The sequence below is a fragment of the Peptacetobacter hiranonis genome, from assembly GCF_008151785.1.
Taxonomy (GTDB): Bacteria; Bacillota; Clostridia; order Peptostreptococcales; family Peptostreptococcaceae; genus Peptacetobacter; species Peptacetobacter hiranonis.
On record NZ_CP036523.1, the window covers coordinates 465,120 to 483,517 of the forward strand.

At 31.1% G+C, this 18,398-nt stretch carries 17 protein-coding genes; 15 read left to right on the forward strand and 2 right to left on the reverse strand.

The window, feature by feature from the left end; all coding sequences use genetic code 11:
• Positions 1-42: 42 nt before the first annotated feature.
• The 15 genes from KGNDJEFE_RS02460 (at position 43) to KGNDJEFE_RS02530 (ending at position 15,676) form a co-directional block, all read left to right on the forward strand.
• The gene (locus tag KGNDJEFE_RS02460) at positions 43-465 is read left to right on the forward strand and encodes a type II secretion system protein (RefSeq protein WP_071585580.1); all 423 of its coding nucleotides are present in this window, start codon (positions 43-45) and stop codon (positions 463-465) included.
• A gap of 30 nt (positions 466-495) precedes the next feature.
• Positions 496-1,362, forward strand: a complete 867-nt coding sequence (locus KGNDJEFE_RS02465) for a hypothetical protein (RefSeq protein ID WP_006439627.1) — start codon at positions 496-498, stop codon at positions 1,360-1,362.
• Positions 1,363-1,381: 19 nt separating this feature from the next.
• A complete protein-coding gene (locus tag KGNDJEFE_RS02470) occupies positions 1,382-1,753 on the forward strand; it encodes a hypothetical protein (RefSeq protein WP_006439628.1) in 372 nt (123 codons plus the stop codon).
• An 80-nt stretch (positions 1,754-1,833) separates the two neighbouring features.
• Entirely contained in the window at positions 1,834-2,298 is a 465-nt protein-coding gene (locus tag KGNDJEFE_RS02475; protein WP_006439629.1) for a hypothetical protein, read from the forward strand.
• Position 2,299: 1 nt separating this feature from the next.
• On the forward strand, positions 2,300-2,848 hold the full coding sequence (locus tag KGNDJEFE_RS02480; RefSeq protein ID WP_006439630.1) for a hypothetical protein: 549 nt from the start codon (positions 2,300-2,302) through the stop codon (positions 2,846-2,848).
• A gap of 103 nt (positions 2,849-2,951) precedes the next feature.
• A complete protein-coding gene (locus KGNDJEFE_RS02485; RefSeq protein ID WP_040410346.1) occupies positions 2,952-4,010 on the forward strand; it encodes a DUF7986 domain-containing protein in 1,059 nt (352 codons plus the stop codon).
• A gap of 151 nt (positions 4,011-4,161) precedes the next feature.
• Positions 4,162-4,530, forward strand: coding sequence for a hypothetical protein (locus KGNDJEFE_RS02490; protein WP_006439632.1), 369 nt, complete (start codon positions 4,162-4,164; stop codon positions 4,528-4,530).
• Positions 4,531-4,650: 120 nt separating this feature from the next.
• The gene (locus KGNDJEFE_RS02495) at positions 4,651-6,249 is read left to right on the forward strand and encodes an NAD(P)/FAD-dependent oxidoreductase (RefSeq protein ID WP_006439633.1); all 1,599 of its coding nucleotides are present in this window, start codon (positions 4,651-4,653) and stop codon (positions 6,247-6,249) included.
• Between the two features lie 182 nt (positions 6,250-6,431).
• Complete coding sequence (locus tag KGNDJEFE_RS02500) at positions 6,432-8,060, forward strand: Na/Pi cotransporter family protein (protein ID WP_040410347.1); 1,629 nt, start codon at positions 6,432-6,434, stop codon at positions 8,058-8,060.
• 176 nt (positions 8,061-8,236) lie between these two features.
• Entirely contained in the window at positions 8,237-9,319 is a 1,083-nt protein-coding gene (htrA, locus tag KGNDJEFE_RS02505) for a serine protease HtrA (protein ID WP_006439636.1), read from the forward strand.
• A gap of 555 nt (positions 9,320-9,874) precedes the next feature.
• Positions 9,875-10,786, forward strand: a complete 912-nt coding sequence (locus KGNDJEFE_RS02510; RefSeq protein ID WP_006439637.1) for a trans-4-hydroxy-L-proline dehydratase activase — start codon at positions 9,875-9,877, stop codon at positions 10,784-10,786.
• Between the two features lie 4 nt (positions 10,787-10,790).
• The gene (gene hypD / locus KGNDJEFE_RS02515) at positions 10,791-13,160 is read left to right on the forward strand and encodes a trans-4-hydroxy-L-proline dehydratase (RefSeq protein WP_006439638.1); all 2,370 of its coding nucleotides are present in this window, start codon (positions 10,791-10,793) and stop codon (positions 13,158-13,160) included.
• A 261-nt stretch (positions 13,161-13,421) separates the two neighbouring features.
• Positions 13,422-14,225, forward strand: coding sequence for a pyrroline-5-carboxylate reductase (gene proC, locus KGNDJEFE_RS02520; RefSeq protein ID WP_006439639.1), 804 nt, complete (start codon positions 13,422-13,424; stop codon positions 14,223-14,225).
• Positions 14,226-14,899: 674 nt separating this feature from the next.
• Positions 14,900-15,088 carry a hypothetical protein gene (locus tag KGNDJEFE_RS11880; RefSeq protein WP_244949442.1) on the forward strand — a complete coding sequence of 63 codons (189 nt, stop codon included), beginning with the start codon at positions 14,900-14,902 and terminating at the stop codon, positions 15,086-15,088.
• Positions 15,089-15,106: 18 nt separating this feature from the next.
• The gene (locus tag KGNDJEFE_RS02530) at positions 15,107-15,676 is read left to right on the forward strand and encodes a hypothetical protein (RefSeq protein ID WP_006439641.1); all 570 of its coding nucleotides are present in this window, start codon (positions 15,107-15,109) and stop codon (positions 15,674-15,676) included.
• 222 nt (positions 15,677-15,898) lie between these two features.
• Here KGNDJEFE_RS02530 and feoB read toward each other — a convergent pair whose 3' ends face one another.
• Both feoB and KGNDJEFE_RS02540 read right to left on the reverse strand, forming a co-directional pair.
• Complete coding sequence (gene feoB / locus KGNDJEFE_RS02535; RefSeq protein WP_006439642.1) at positions 15,899-17,872, reverse strand: ferrous iron transport protein B; 1,974 nt, start codon at positions 17,870-17,872, stop codon at positions 15,899-15,901.
• An 11-nt stretch (positions 17,873-17,883) separates the two neighbouring features.
• Positions 17,884-18,105 carry a FeoA family protein gene (locus tag KGNDJEFE_RS02540; protein ID WP_006439643.1) on the reverse strand — a complete coding sequence of 74 codons (222 nt, stop codon included), beginning with the start codon at positions 18,103-18,105 and terminating at the stop codon, positions 17,884-17,886.
• Between the last annotated feature and the right edge of the window lie 293 nt (positions 18,106-18,398).

Below are 18,398 nucleotides of genomic sequence, written 5' to 3' on the forward strand. Positions count from 1 at the left end.
CGATTGATTAAATCGCCGGATAAAAATCAGGAGGGATTAAATATGAAATTTAATAAAATTCTTAGCATAAGTAATGAAGAAATAAAGACTAATAAAAGACCTGGATTTACATTGGTTGAAATGATAATAGTTGTAACAATTCTTGGAATTTTGGCAAGTGTTGCAATAGTTAAATACGGGAAAGTAGAATCAAATGCAAAGAAAAATATAGATTATACAAATGCATCTAATATAGCATCAGCAGCTATAATTGCTATGAGTGAGGGGATACCATCAAGTCAGATAACAGTTAATAATTTAGTTACTAAAGGTTATTTGAATAGTGAGCCTAAACCACAAAGTATAGACGCAGAAGGGTTTGTCATAGAAACAAATGATGATGGTAAAAATATTACAGTTAAAGCTGGAGAAAACATAATGTATCCAAAGCCTGAAACAAAGATAGACAATAGTGTTAAAGAATAAAATATAAATTTGTGTATTGGAGAAAAGAATATGATAGGTATAAAAGAAGTTGTTCATTTGAATATATATCCAACAAAATATAGTTGCAAGATAATATTTTTTAAAATAGATAATAATAAAATAGAAATATTATCTGAAGTGGATAAAAAAATTTTAATGGATAATAGGGTTTTTATAGAAAAAAATGCTAGAGAAGATTATATAAATGAAATTGCAACATATATTTTAAATGAGAAACTAAAATATAAAAAATGTGAATCTATATTTATAAATATACAAGAAAATGATATTATACTAAAAAATATAAAGATAGATTCTGATATAAAGAAAAAGGCAATAATCAAAGCTGTAGATATAGAAATTAAGGAATTTTGTAATAGCTCTATAAACAACTATTGTATAGATTACAAAAAGATGTATAATGATGGTGTGGATACAGAGGTACAAGTAGTATTATTTCCAAAGAAGTACATAGACCTATTTTCTGAAATATGTGATCGAATAGGGATTGAAAAAAGAGCTATGCACACCAACTTCAATCTATTGGAAAGATTATTGTTAAAAAAGAATGTGATGGAATCAATGAATAATTTAGAATTTGGTGTAGTAGAGTTTAGAGAAAAGGATTTAGTAATAAGTATATTCTCAAATAGAATGATAAAAAACAGCTATGTCATAAAAAAAGATGAATTTACGCAGGAAATAGGAGAAAGTCTATTTGGAAAATGTAAATCAATACTAGTATTAGGCGAAAAATGTATCGATGATATAAAAATGGTTCAAACATTTTCAAAAATAATGGAGATAGACTTTGAAAATGATATTGAATATATAAGAAACTATAAAAGAGTATCGCCTAAAGAATATTTCAACATAACCGCTAAAATAATTAATTGAAAAATTAGGAGGGAGAAAAATGAAGGATAAAGAATTAGACTTTCCACGTGAATTAAAAGACTTCAAAACAAAAGAATTAAAACACCTATCATCAGGAAATGTACGGATTGTTATGTTCAATAAGGAAGAGGTAAATATAGGGGTATATTTAAACAAAATATTATACAAAAAATATAAAGTGAAAAAGAAAGATCTCACTTATGAAGTAATATTGTATATTTTTAGCGATGTTGAAAAAGTATATGGATTTGGATGCAACACTATTGATGATATGAAAATATTTGAAATGATTGCAGAATCAAAAGGTATAGATCTTCAAAATGATTTAGACTCTTATTCTGCAATGAACTTAAGTGGCTTTGGTGACGAAATAAAAAGAAAATTAAACTAATATATTAAAGGATTAAAAATATTGCCTATATTTTTAATCCTTTAAATTAAGAAAATATTTGAATAGCGGTGATTATAATTATGTTGAAGAAAAAAGACGAATATAAATTAAAAAATTACTTTGAATATAATAGAAGAAATAGCATAAGTATAACTAGAATACTATCATTAGTTCTTATAGGTGTAATAGCGTTTAATATTTTTAGCAGCATACAGGAAATAAAGGATATGCAGAGCTATATTTTGGGAAATAGTGATAGCGAGTCACTATTACTCGATTCAAAAGAAGAACTAAAGAGCATAGAAAATACTAATGATAAAAATATAGATATAAATAATGTTAGGAAAATATTTGAAGTAGCTGGATTAGAAAATATAGATAGTCTATACATAGACCAAAATACTACTAATATTATAGGCAAGACTACGGATATAAAAACAATAGAAAAGCTTATGAAAAATAAATTACTAAAAGAATCTCATGTAAAAAGAATAGAAGGCAGAGATTTATATAAATTTGAAATAGATTCTGGAGAGGGTTTTTAGTATGAAAAACAATAAAAAACAGATTTATAAACTTATATTTCTAATCATAACACTAATGGCTACAAAAGTATGTGTAATAAATCCTATAGAAGAAAAGAAAGTTATATTAAAAAATGAAAAAAGCAAAATTACTCAAGATATAGAAGATGTTGAAAAATATAAAAAACAAGCAGCAGAACTAAAACAGCTTGAAAAAATAAAAAATAGCAAAAAACTATTCTCTGAAAAAGACGATGTAATTGAAATACAAAATGCGATAAACAAGATTGTATACGTAGAAAGCATAGAAAATCTAATGGAAATTGATGAAAATGGTTTAGAAGTATCTAAAATAAATCTAAAATTCACCGGAACATATGACGAGATATTTAGAGGTATAGATACTCTAAAATCAAAAGGACTGTCAGAGATGATAAAATCAATATCCATATCTAAAATATCAAAACCAATAATTCCAGACATAGAACAAATAGACCAATCCACAGACAACGCACCTAAAAAAACTACAAAAACAACATTTGAATGTACTCTAAAACTGTATAAAAACTAAATTAACATTCCTTGTCAAATGAAAACGAAATAATAGTAGATTGATTACCAAAAAAATGATAAAATATAAAGATGTGTAAAAAGTTATAAAAAATGATAAGGGAGTGAAAAAAATAGTGCTATTAAATAGAAATGATAAATGCTACTGTGGAAGTGGAAAAAAATATAAAAATTGTTGTATGGAAAAAGATATAGAAATAGAAAGATTTGCAAGAAAAGTAAAAATAGTAGAGGATGCGCAGGCTAAATATGCTGAAACATACATAAAAATACTAAACTTCTCTAAAGAAGAAAGATTTGCAGAATACAGAAAAAGTGCTGAAGACATATTCTACATACTAAACAGTGAAAGTGTAAAAAATAAATTTGGAAAATTCTTCAACACATACTTCATAAGTGACTGCTTATTAGAAGGAAAAAGTACATTAACACAGATATATGCAGCAGAAAACGAAGCAACTGACAAAGAACTAAGAATAATGAACAGCCTTATAAATTCTTACGTGAGCATATACACAATAGAAAAGAAAGAAAACGACAGAGCTATATTAAAAGACTGTCTACTAAATGAAACAGTATCTGTAGATGATATAAAACTTCTAAAAGACTTCTCAGAAGGTGATAGCATAATAGCTAGAATAGTAGAAGTAAATGGATTAAGAATACTAATAGACATAACTGTAAAAATAGATGAAGGATCTAAAGAATTTATGGTTAATGATATGGGTGGATTCTATGAAAACAACAAAGAAGACTGGCCAAATGAAAAAATATTCTTAGCTTACAATACTCATATATTCTACAAATACCTACAGCAGTTACTAGACGAAGAAGTATCTAGCTATGTAAGAGAAACATTAAATGCTGAATCAAAAGAAGTAGAAAACACAGAAGTATCAAATGAAGTAGAGGATGATGGAAGCATAGCATCAATAATAAATAAACTTGCTGATGAAGACTGTAAAGAAGAATGTTTAGCATTCTGGAAAGAATATGAAGCAAGCCACGATGATATAAAAGGATCTGAAGCAGGATGGGCTGCAGCAGTAGAATACTTAATTAAAAAAGAAAATGCAATAGCAGCAACTCAGCAGCAGATATCTGAAAAATATAAAATAAGCCCAAGTACAATAGGAAAAAGAGCAAAAGAATTAAAAGCTTAGTATAAAAAAATTGGCGTAATTGTAAAACACTTGTAAAAACAATTAAAAAAGTCAAAAAAGAAAATTTTTTATATCAGTACTAAAGATGTTATAGTATAATGTAGTTAACTAGATAAACTAGATAACATCTAAAAAGAGAGGGTATAAAATTATGAGTTTAAAATTAGGAAATGCCATAGCAGTGGCAACAGATTATATAAAATCAAATCCAGCTGTACCAGTTTACAAAGATGGAGAAAACCTATATGCAGTAATATACCATATAGAAATTGGTTACAACAAAAACCACGAATCTAACGTAAAACAGTACATAATAATAGATTACAAAGACTTTTCTTTATCAGAAGCAGAAAGAGCTGAACTAATAGACTTAGCTAAATCTTACTGCGAATCAAAAGGTATAGAAAACGACGAAAATCTTGAAATAAACTTACTTGACAATGAAGAAGCAGAAAACTTCATAGAAAAAGTATTTAACAACATGAAAGTAATAAGAGGTCTTATAACTAAGAAGTGTTAAGGTCGTCTAACTAGTTTGTATTTAATTAATGTCGAATGGCATGATTGCTGTTCGGCATTATTTTAAATACCGATTTTTAGACGGCCTTTTTTAAGGTAGAAATTTAGAAAGGAGAAAATTATGCTAAGAGTATCAAACTTAAAGCTTACAATAGATGAAGAGATAAGCATACTAAAAAAATTAGTAATAAAAAAACTAGGCATAAAAGAAAATGAACTATTAAAATACAGCATATACAAAGAGTCAATTGATGCTAGAAAAAAAGGCAATATGATGTTTGTATATACTGTAGACGTAGAATTAAAAAACGAAGAAAAAATATTAAAAAGAAAACATAAAGATGTAGTACAGGTAAAACAGAAGTCATACATAGGTGTTAAGAGCGGAAATATAGAGCCAAAAGGAAGAATTGCGGTAATAGGTAGTGGACCTGCTGGGTTATTTGCATCTTTATTATTAGCTCAGAATGGATACTGCCCTATAATGATTGAAAGAGGATCAGATGTAGATAAAAGAACTGACGATGTAAACAATTTCTGGAAAAATAGAATCTTTAATAAAAAATCAAACGTGCAGTTTGGCGAAGGTGGAGCAGGAACATTCTCAGATGGAAAGCTAACTACAAGAGCTAAGGACATAAGATGTAGAAAAGTTCTTGAAGAGCTTGTAAACCACGATGCTCCAGATGAGATATTATATTCTCACAAGCCACACGTAGGAACAGATATACTAAAAAATGTCGTTAAAAACATAAGAGAAGATATAAAACACCTTGGTGGAGAGGTTAGATTTGAAGCTCAGGTGACAGATATATGCATAGAAAACAATAAAATAACTAGTATAACAATAAATGACAGCGAAAAAATAGAAGTAGAAGCAGCTATACTTGCAATAGGACACAGTGCTAGAGATACTTATGAGATGCTTTACAAAAGAGGAGTTACAATAATTCAGAAACCTTTTGCTATAGGTGCGAGAATAGAACATCCTCAGCAGATGATAAACAAATCTCAGTACGGTGAATATTTCAACCATCCTAGACTTGGAGCTGCGGACTATAGATTAATTGAGCATACATCTAATGGAAGAACAGCTTACACATTCTGTATGTGTCCTGGTGGAAGTGTAATAGCATCTGCATCAGAAGAAAATGAGGTAGTAACAAATGGAATGAGTGAGCACAGTAGGGACAAAGAAAATGCAAACAGTGCACTATTAGTAAACGTATCTCCTGAGGACTTTGACAGCGATTACCCACTAGCAGGTGTTGAATTCCAGAGAAAATACGAACAACTTGCTTTCAAACTAGGTGGAGAAAACTACAATGCACCTGCTCAGCTTGTAGGAGATTTCTTAAAAGACAAAGCTTCTACAAGTATAGGTGATGTCAATCCTTCATATAACCCAGGTATAACTCTAACATCTCTTGACGAATGTCTACCAGGATTTGTAGTTGAAACTATGAAAGAAGGAATTATAAAACTTGGTAGAAAATTAGAAGGATTTGACATGCACGACGCAATACTTACAGGAGTAGAAACAAGATCATCTTCTCCAATAAGAATTGTAAGAAATGAAGAAACTCTTGAAGCTATGAATGTAGCTGGACTTTTCCCATGTGGAGAGGGAGCTGGATATGCTGGAGGAATTGTAACTGCGGCAGTAGATGGAATAAAATGTGCTGAAAAAATAATAGAAAAATACAAAAGTGTAAAATAATAAATATATAATTACAAAGCAAAAAAATAAAAAAAGCAGAAATTACAATGTTAAATTTGTTATGTTCTCTTAACATTTTTAACATAGATTTAACTAAACTAATCTTTGAATTTGCTATTATAAAATTAATATGCATAAAGGAAAACGAATAGAAACAATCTATAACAGAGGAGGAGATTTTTTTGAGCATAGTAATAAGTCTAATGGGAGGACTTGGTCTTTTCCTATATGGTATGAACCTTATGGGGGAAGGATTACAAAAATCTGCCGGGACAAGATTAAAAGCGATTATAAAACTTTTGACAAGTAATATATTTATGGGAGTACTTGTAGGTACAGGTGTTACAGCGGTTATACAGAGTTCAAGTGCTACTACAGTAATGGTTGTCGGATTTGTTAATGCAGGAATCATGACATTAAAACAGGCAATTGGAGTTATAATGGGTGCTAATATAGGTACAACTGTTACTGCACAGTTGGTATCGTTCAACCTTAATGGTATGGCTCCAGTAGCTTTAGGTATAGGGATAGTACTTTACTTATTTGGTAAAAACCCAAAAGTAAAACACATATCAGAAATCCTTATAGGATTTGGTATGTTATTTACAGGTATGGAATTTATGAAAGACGCTGTTGAGCCTTTAAGAGATTATAAAGGATTTACAGATATGTTAGTTTCATTTGGACAGTATCCAATCTTAGGATTATTACTAGGATTTGGTATAACTGCTATAGTACAGAGTTCAAGTGCTTCAATGGGTATGCTAGTTGCATTAGCAGCTGAAGGATTAATACCTCTAAATGCAGCATTACCAATACTTTACGGACAGAATATAGGTACTTGTGTTACTTCACTTCTTTCAAGTATAGGTGCAAATAAAAATGCCAAGAGGGCTGCGGTAATACACTTGATATTCAACGTACTTGGAACAGTATTATTCTTAATATTCCTTAATAAACCAGTTGTTTCACTTGTTACAGGAATGGACCCAGGAAATGTTGCAAGACAGATAGCAAATACTCATACATTATTCAACATAATATCTGTTTTAATATTACTTCCATTCAATAATATAATAATTAAAATGGCTATGAGAATAATACCAGACAAAGCTGAAGATGAAGAAGATATCAAAACAGTCAAATACATCGACGATAAGATGCTTGAAATACCTTCAATAGCTCTTATCAATACTATAAAAGAAACATATAGAATGGGTAATAAAGCTAAAGAAAGTTTAGATTGCTCAATATCAGCGATAATTGAAAAATCTGATGAGTACTTAGGAAAAGTTTTCGTTAAAGAAGAAACTGTAAACGAGCTTCAGAAAATTATACTTAATTACCTTCTAAAATTATCAAAAACTGCAGCATTAGATGAAGACTCAAGAGAAGCTGTAGACAACCTATTCAACACAGTAAACGACATAGAAAGAATAGGGGATCATGCTAAGAATATAGCAGAACTTTCTCAGATAATGATAGATGGAGATTTAGAGTTCTCTGAACAAGGTAAGAACCAGCTAGAAGAAATATACAACTATGTAATATCTGCATACAGCAGTGCGTTAGAAGCATTTAAAAATGATGATATTAACTTAGCATATAAAGTATTCCGGATAGAAGAAAAAGTAGACATGATGGAAAAAACTTGTAGAGCAAGCCATATGTATAGATTAAACAACAACCTTTGTAGTATAGACAACGGTGTTGTATTCCTTGATATAATAACAGCTCTTGAAAGAGTATCAGACCACGCTGTTAATATAGCTAAGAGAGTAATTGCTCAGAAAAAACACTTTGTAGAATAAAATATAAATAATTGAGGCTGTTACAAATTTTGTAGCAGTCTTTTTTATTTTTTGAAAAACTCTCTCTTTTAAGTTTTAATTAAGCTAACGATAATATAATAAAACCATAGAAAAGATAGAAACAAAAAACTAATGTTTAGCGATAAAACAAACTAAAAAGAATGGAGTGAAAAAATATGAAACTAAAAAATAAGGGAATAGGATTAATAGCAGTAGTTGCGGTAATAAGTTCAATACTAGGTAGTTCACTTACATTATTCGCACTTAAAGACAAAATAGGAAGTAGTTCACAGTCATCAAATATAGTAGTTAGTGAAGGATCAAAAAGCCAGAACGTATATCAGGCAGTTGCTAAAAAGGCGACACCTTCAGTAGTTGGTATAACAACAACTAGTGTAAGTCAGGACAATATGTTTGCAATACCACAGGAAACACAGGGTGTTGGTACTGGTATAATAGTTGACTCAAACGGATACATACTAACAAACTCACACGTTGTATCTGATGGAGATGCAACAAGTGTAAATGTACTATTCAGCGATGGTTCAGATATAAATGGGAAAGTAGTATGGTATGATTCTCAGATGGACTTAGCAATAGTAAAAGTTGATAAAACAGGACTTACAGCAGCAGAACTTGGAAATAGTGATGATGTAGCTGTTGGTGATATTTCTATAGCAATAGGTAACCCACTTGGATTAGACCTTCAGAAGAGTGTTACTCAGGGTATAATAAGTGGACTTGATAGAACAATAAGCACAAGCCAGTCAACAAATATGACAGGTTTAATACAGACAGATGCAAGTATAAACTCTGGTAACAGTGGTGGACCATTACTAAACGAAAAAGGTCAGGTAATAGGTATAAATACAGCAAAAGCATCTCAGGGTGAAGGTTTAGGATTTGCAATTCCAATAAACACAGCTAAAAATATAATAAGTAAAGTTATAAAAGATGGAAACTATGAAAAAGTTACTCTAGGTATAAAAGGTACAGACCTTGAAACATATGAACAGGCTGTTGGACAGGATTTAACAGGAGATAGTGGTGTATATGTAGCAGAAGTTACTTCAGGATCTGCAGCTGAAAAAGCAAAAATGGCAGCAGGCGATATAATAATAAAATTAGGCGACACTGAAATAACTAGTATGAACGACTTAAATAAAGCTCTATATGGATATAGTAGTGGAGATAAAGCTGAAATAACTGTTTTAAGAAATGGAAAAGAACAGAAATTAACAGTAACATTTGGTAAATAATCAGATTAAGATATTTTATAAATAAAAAAATTATTTAAAAATGAAAATAAATATCTAAATACGACATCCTTTTTTTAAAATATATATAACTCTAAAAAGGCTACATAAAAAATACGACCACAAAATTTAAAAGATTATGTAGCCTAAAAATACTGTAATGTGTAAAAGCATTACAGTATTTTTTTTGTCTTTTAAAATTGTAAAAAAAACAGATAACATAAAAAGTTAAATGCCTAAAATGATAGAAATATAGTATTTCCAATGCTTTAAGAGTTTGTTTAAGAAAACGATATCTTTTTGTTATTAATAAAATAATAACAATATTATATTGGTATTGCAGGTTTGTCAAATATTATAGACTTTAAAAATATCATATGATAATATTCAGATATAAGGTTATTGTTTTAGATAAGCGCAATTGATTTGCAATTATTTTTTTATTTTCAAAGATAAATATTTTAGTAGTGATTATATTTATCTTTTTCTTTTGCCCAAAAGAGTTAAATAATTGTCAATAAAATTGCTATATAGAATATAAATTTAGGAGATGCATTTATGAAACCATTAGTTATTAACTTTCAGAAATGCAGCATACACGACGGACCAGGAATAAGAAGTACAGTATTCTTCAAAGGATGTCCACTAGAATGTGTGTGGTGTCATAATCCAGAAAGTCAGTCATATACAAAAGAAGTACTATACAACCGGGAAAGATGTGGAGCTTGTGGAAAATGCAAAAAAATTTGCCCACACGACGCAATCTACATGAAAGAAGGATGTGTAGGATTAAATAAAGATAAATGTGAACTATGTTCAACTTGTTTAGACTACTGTGTAAACAATGCTAGAGAGATTGTTGGAGATGAGTACACAGTAAAAGAATTATTAAAACTTATAGAAAAAGATAGAATGTTCTATGAAGAATCTGGCGGGGGAGTTACTTTATCAGGTGGTGAAGTAATGGTTCAGGATATAGATTTCATCTGTGAACTAGCTAGAGGATGTAGAAACAAAGGTATTGACGTAGCAATAGATACATGTGGATATGCACCTACAGAACACTACGAAAAAATACTACCATATGCTAATAGATTCTTATTCGATATTAAATTAGTAGACGAAGATAAACACAAGAAATTTACAGGAAAATCAAATGATTTAATACTTAAAAACTTAAAATTCCTAAACGATAATGGAGCATATATAAACATAAGAATACCATTAATCGGTGGGGTAAACGTTGACGATAATAATGAAGAGGTTATGAAAATGATAGAGCTTTTAAAACCTCTAAATATAAAAGCTGTCAACTTACTACCATACCACGATATAGGAAAACACAAATACACTAAACTAGATAAAGAATATGAAGGAAACGAATTTACTAAACCTTCAGATGAAAAAATGAATGAAATCAAAATGATTTTTGAAAACAATAATTTCCAAAATGTAAAAATAGGAGGATAATGTCATGGGAAGAGGAACTTTTGCAAGAACTAAAAAATTAAGAGAAGCAAGTGTAACAACTAAACCGCATATATCAATAGAAAGAGCGGTACTATTTACAGAAGCATACAAAAAATGGGAAGGTAGCGTTGAAATGCCAGTGTTAAGAGCTTTATCTTTCAAACACTTCATGGAAAACAGAACTCTTTGCATAAATGATGGTGAATTAATAGTTGGGGAAAAAGGTGACTCAGCTCAGGGTGCTCCTACATATCCAGAAATATGCTGTCATACAATAGAAGATATGAACGTAATGAACGATAGAGATATAGTTGACTTCTCAGTTACAGAAGAAGACAAGAGAATACAGGAAGAAATAATAATACCTTTCTGGGAAAAAAGACAGACTAGAAGAAAAATAGTTAACGCTATGTCTCCAGAATGGAGAAGAGCTTATGAAGCTGGTATGTTCACAGAATTCATGGAACAGAGAGCTCCAGGACACACTGTTTGTGGTGACATAATATACAGAAAAGGTTTCGCAGATCTTAAAAAAGATATAGAAACAGAAATAGCTAACTTAGACTTCTTAAACGATAGAGAAGCTTACGACAAAAAAGCTGACTTAGAAGCAATGGCTATAGCTTGTGATGCAATGATAGTATACGGTAAAAGATATGCAGAATTAGCTAGAAAAATGGCTGCTGAAACAACTGATGAACAGAGAAAGAAAGACTTATTATTAATAGCTGAAAACTGTGACGTTGTACCAGAACACGCTCCAAAAACATTCCATCAGGCAATACAGATGTACTGGTTCGTACACGTTGGTATAACTACAGAACTTAACACTTGGGATGCATTCTCTCCAGGTAGATTAGACCAGCACTTAAACCCATTCTATGAAAGAGATGTAGAAGAAGGAAGATTAACTAGAGAAGGTGCTCAGGAATTACTAGAATGTATGTGGGTTAAATTCAACAACCAGCCAGCTCCTCCAAAAGTTGGTATAACATTAAAAGAAAGTGGAACTTACGCTGACTTCGTTAACCTTAACACTGGTGGTATAAGACCAGATGGACAGGATGGTGTAAATGAAGTAAGTTACATAATACTTGATGTTATGGACGAAATGAAATTAATACAGCCAAGTTCAAACGTACAGATAAGTAGAAAAACTCCTCAGAAATTCTTAAAAAGAGCTTGTGAAATATCAAGAAAAGGATGGGGACAGCCAGCATTCTACAATACAGAAGCTATAATACAGGAACTTCTTAACGCTGGAAAAACTATAGAAGATGCTAGACTTGGTGGTACAAGTGGATGTGTTGAAACTGGATGCTTTGGTAAAGAAGCTTACGTTTTAACAGGATACATGAACTTACCAAAAATATTAGAATTAACATTAAACAACGGATTTGATAAATACACTGGAAAACAGGTTGGTTTAGAAACTGGTGATCCAAGAGATTTCAAAACTTACGAAGAATTATTCGAAGCTTACAAAAAACAGTTACACTACATGGTAGATGTAAAAGTTAGAGGTAATGCTATAATAGAAAAAATATGTGCTGAACATATGCCTTGCCCATTAATGTCTTCAATAGTTGATGACTGTATAGCAAAAGGTAAAGACTACCAGAGAGGTGGAGCTAGATACAATACTAGATACATCCAGGGTGTTGGTATAGGTACAATAACTGACAGTTTATCTGCTATAAAATACAATGTATATGACAATGAAAAATTCAGCATGGATACATTATTAAAAGCTATGGAAGCTAACTTCGAAGGATATGAAGCAGAACTTAACATGGTTAAAAACAAAACTCCAAAATACGGAAATGACGACGATTACGCAGATGATATAATGAAAGAAGTATTCAACTTATATCACGGAGAAGTAACTGGTAGACCAACAGTAAATGGTGGAGAATATAGAGTAGACATGCTTCCAACAACTTGCCACGTATACTTCGGTGAAGTTATGGGTGCTAGTCCAAACGGAAGACTTGCTGAAAAACCAGTTTCTGAAGGTATATCACCAGAAAAAGGTGGAGATACTAACGGACCAACAGCTGTTATAAAATCTTGTGCTAAAATGGACCACTTAATAACTGGAGGAACTCTATTAAACCAGAGATTTGCACCATCAGTTGTTCAGGGTGAAGAAGGATTAGACAACATGGCTAACTTAATAAGAGCATACTTCAATATGGATGGACATCATATACAGTTCAACGTATTCGATAAAAATGTATTATTAGCTGCTCAGAAAAATCCAGATGAATACAAAGATTTAATAGTTAGGGTTGCAGGATACAGTGACCACTTCAACAACTTAAGTAGAGCTTTACAGGACGAAATAATAGGAAGAACTGAACAGAGCTTCTAAGAATAAACAAAATTAGTAACTTTCAGGGGATAGTATTTCTATCCCCTGTTATTATATTTTTTACTAAATTATTAAATTTTACTTATGATATCAAAATGATATAAAAAGTTGGAAAACGATAATAAAGATGCATTGGATAAATGATACATACTTAGCTATAATAATATGTGTGAGGACAATGTCGAAATAAACTGTAAATAAAAAAAGTTTATATTTTTTAATTTTATTTTTTAAATTATACAATAAGGAGAGTTTTTGATTATGAAAACATTAGGATTAATAGGTGCAGGAAACATGGGAAGCGCTATGTTAGGCGGAATAGTTAAAGCTGGTCTTGTAAAACCAGAAAACATAACTGTTGCTGACTTATATCAGCCATCATTAGACAGAGTAAAAGCAGAATTAGGTGTAAATGTTACAACTGACTCTGCAGAAGTTGTTAAAAACTGTGACGCTTTTATAATAGCTTTAAAACCAAACGTTGTAGAATTAGCATTATCTCCACTTGCTGAATTAGTAAGAGAAGATCAGTTAGTTATGTCTATAGCTGCTGGAAAACAGATAGCTCAGTTAGAAGCTATAGTAGGAGCTGACAAAAAAGTTATAAGAATAATGCCTAATACTCCAGCATTAGTATCAGAATGTATGGCAGGTATATGTGCAAACAAAAACGTTACTAAAGAAGAATTAGAAGAAGTTAAAACTATATTCGAATCATTTGGTGAAGCTGAAATAGTAACTGAAAAATTAATGGACGCTGTTACAGGTGTAAGTGGTTCTGGACCAGCTTACGTATTCTTATTCATAGAAGCTATGGCAGATGCTGCAGTTCTTGAAGGAATGCCAAGACCTCAGGCTTACAAATTCGCTGCTCAGACAGTTTTAGGATCAGCTAAAATGGTTCTTGAAACTGGAAAACATCCAGGTGAATTAAAAGATATGGTTTGCTCTCCAGCTGGAACAACTATAGAAGCTGTTAAAGTTCTTGAAGATTTAGGATTAAGATCAGCTGTAATAAATGCTATACATGAATGCACAGAAAAATCTAAAGAATTAAGTAAATAATTATAATTGAAATATATGGGTGCCGTAGTTTTCTGCGGCATCTTTTTTTTTGCAGAAAATGAGGTTTATTTCTAGCTAGATTTCTTTTATAAATTTGATAGATTTTTCTGCAAATCCAATCTTTTTTTAAGCTTGTCAGAATGCACCAGCTCCTCTCCAGGCTTCGAACTTTGCATTTTAAAGCGGAGCTTTCAAAGCGTTGCAAAGTTCTGCAGATTGTCGAGTTTGCAAGGTGCAATTCTTCCAAGCCAAAAGATAGGATTTTGCTAGAAAAATCTATCTATTTATAAAAGTTCACTAGCTGAGAAATAAACCTATTATGATAATAAAAAGATTGCTCGCAGAAAACTGCTGGAAAGATATGATATAATTTAATTATTTATAATATATTAAGAAAAATACTAAAAATTTAGGAGAGTATTATGAGTGCGGATAGAGTTTCTTTATATTGGATATATTTCATTATTATGAGTTTTAGTGCTGTAGTTTGTGCAATTCTTGCGTTTTATAAGATAAAAATAGCAAAACGGGAGTTTTTTTATCCAAGACAACAAAAATGGGCTAAAAAGCATGAAGAAAGGTTAAATTTATTATCGAAAAGATTTTTTCTGATATTATGTATAGTTTTCTTTATGTTTGGAACATTGCCTTCTTGTTTAGATTTACCATATGTTTTGAGAGGAAATTATAAGGAAGTTTGTAGTGTTGTAATTAAAAAATCAGGAACATCAATAAATCTTGAAGATGGTGGTTATTATAGAGTTGGAAATACAAAAGGATGCAAAATAGGGGATGAGGTAAAAGTAGAATATCTTCCATTTACTAGATATGCGACAATTACCAATATATTTCATTCAAAATAATCTGAGAGGAGATAGGTTATGTATACGTTAGTTAGGAAAGAAGATAAGATAAATGGAAAAAAAGAGTATACTTTTCATATGCTAGAAAAACCAAGTTTAGTTGGATATACAAACTATAGGTATAATACAGAAAAATTTGAATGGAAAATAGTGAATAATCATATATGGGAATGGAGGCAAAGGAATAGAAATTATAGATTGATAGATTACATTCCTATTGTTAATACAATTAAATCTTTTGTCTTGAAATTAGAATATGAAATTTATAAGGACGGTGAGGTAATAGGTGAAGCTAGTTTTTATGGATTGGGTAAAAATAAGGATGAAAGAGATTTCTTTATTGTAAATGGTAAAAAATACTTCTGTTGTCAGGGAAATACTAACGTTATTAGACCTTTGAAAAAATATGAATGGACTATTGAAGACGAGGATCATAATGTAGCTGTAAAGGTGAATAAAGATGCTAGTAGACCTATTTACAGAATGCAAAAATTTGACTCTGATTTGGATATAGAATTATTTATCTTTCCTATAATGCATATGGATATGTCTGCATTCTCAGTAGAAGGTCAAACTAATACATTATAGAGAAACTATGATATAGATTTTACTCACAATAATTAGTAGATATAAAAATTAGTAGGTAGAAATTAAAAAACTTAAAACCTATTAAAAAATGAGAACCGATTTTTTACAAACGAATAACCAGGAAATAAACTGAATAAAAAGGTAATGGTCTGAATATCCAGCGACAATGCAACTTGATTGCCTGGAGCGGATATCAGACCATTACCTTTTTTATATCAGTATCTATTTTCTTTTATTCATTTGATCAAGTAAGTTCTCGTTTTTCATTGAGCAAGTTTTTAAATTTCCGCAAGCTGAGCAGTTAGCACAGCCTCCATTTTCTCCACCGCCACTACAACTACTGCAGCTGCTTCCTGGTCTAGTGAAGATTCTAATAAGTATAACGGCTGTAATTATTACAATCACTGCAGTTATAGCTATTTCTATTGGAGAATTTGCTGCAGCAAATGCACTACCAACTATATTCACTATTACACCAGCAACCCAAGCAAGTGCAAACTGGTAGAATAGAGAAGTGAACATCATCTTGTTTCCGTATTCTTTTCTCATTGTAGCTAGAGCAGCTATACAAGGAGTGTAAAGTGCTGTGAAAACAAGGAATGCATAAGCTGTAACACCTGTAAATACTGTAGGTAATACTTCTGGAAGGTTACCGTAAAGTATGCTAAGTGTATTTACAACAACTTCTTTTGCTCCAAGTCCAGTAAGAAGGGCAACTGAAGTTCTCCAATCGCTAAATCCTAGTGGTCTAAATATAGGAGCTATTACTTTTCCTATATAAGCTAGGAAAGAGTCGTTTATATTTTCTGTAAATCCGTTAAAGTTGAATGAAGAGAATGCCCAGATAACAACAGACATCGCAAACATTATAGTAACAACTTTAACTAAGAATCCTTTAGATTTATTCCAAGTATTTTTTAGAAGAGCGCTGATTGTAGGTACTTTGTACTCAGGTAGCTCTAATATGAATGGCTCAACCTCGTTTTTGAAAGTAGTTCTATTTAAGAACAGTGCAACTATTATCGCAGCCACAATTCCAACTAAGTAAAGTGAAGCTGTAACGATAGCCTGATTTTTAGGGAAGAAAACTGCAACAAATAATGCATAAACTGGTAATTTTGCACCACAAGTCATTAGAGGTGCTATAAGTGCAGTTATTTTTCTATCCTTTTCGCTTTCAAGAGTTCTTGTAGCCATTATTGCTGGAGAAGAACAACCCATACCCATTATCATAGGTATAAATGCTTTACCAGAAAGTCCAACTCTTCTCATTATTCTATCCATTAAAAATGCTGTTCTTGACATGTATCCACTGTCTTCAAACAGAGATATTCCAAAGAATAAAGTACATATTAATGGGAAGAAAGGAAGTGTTCCGCCAAGTCCACCAATTATACCGTCTACTATTAAAGATCTAAACCAAGGGCTAGAACCTGCAAGTGCGGCATCTGCTGGTGCGGCGATGTAGTTTTCAATAAGTCCCGCAAATCCTTCCTGAAGTGGGCCTCCAACCCAGTCAAATGTAAATTTGAAAAGAAGTAATAAAAGACCTATGAATATTGGATAAGCAAATATTGGATGAAGCACTATGCTGTCTATCTTATCGCTTATAGTCTTTTTATCTTCTTTTGGGAAATTTGTACAAAGAGCAAGTTTTTCTTCTATTATTTTGTAAGTTTCCTCTTCATTTCCCCAGTTAGTAGAGTAGATAAACGGCTTTCTTGCAGCTTCTCTTAGTTTAGAAGCTATGTCATCTACACCCTCTTTTTTCTTTGCAACTATTGGAATAACAGTCACTCCAAATTCACGAGCTAATTTATGAGTATCAATCTCCATTCCTCTAGCTTTTGCAACATCAAGCATATTTAAAAGTATAACTATTGGCTTGTTAAACTGCATAAGCTGAGTAGTTAAGTAAAGATTTCTAGTTAAGTTTGATGCGTCGACAACGTTTAAAATTAAATCGACGTCCTCTTTTTCAAGGAATGATTTAGAAACTTTTTCTTCATTAGAAAAAGTATCCATCGCATAAATTCCAGGAAGGTCGACAATTTTTATATCGTCTTCAAGAAATCCTTCTTTTTTCTCTATTGTAACGCCTGGCCAGTTACCCACATACTGGTTTGAACCTGTAAGTAGGTTGAATACTGTAGTTTTACCGACGTTTGGGTTTCCTAAAAGTGCTATATTTAACAAATTCTACCTCCTTACTGAAGAACTATGTTCTTTGCGTCAGATTTTCTGATAGCAAGATCAAGCCCTCTAAATCTTACAAGTATTGGGTCACCAAAAGGAGCAACCTTTTTTACTTCTATTTCAGTGTTGTTTATACAACCTAGAGCAAGAAGTCTTTTTGCTAATTTTTCGTTTCCATTTATATTATCAATGCGGCCTTTTTCGCCAACTTTTAAATCAAAAACTGTATTCATGCTAATTCCTCCTTAAAATTAATGAAATTCATTATCAATATCTTATTGATATTATATCTCAAAAACTTATGTATGTCAATTAAAATCAATACTTGAAGGGATATTAAAATTTTAAAAGAAGTTGAGAAATAAAAAAGATGATAAAATTTATCAGAAAAATTAAGGAAATACAGTGATATTTACGCAAAATTAGGGATATAAAAAAGCTGCTGAAGGAACTTTAATTACATAAAAGTAAAACTTCAACAGCTTTTTAATTTATATATATATTTAATGGTGATTAGTAACTTTTT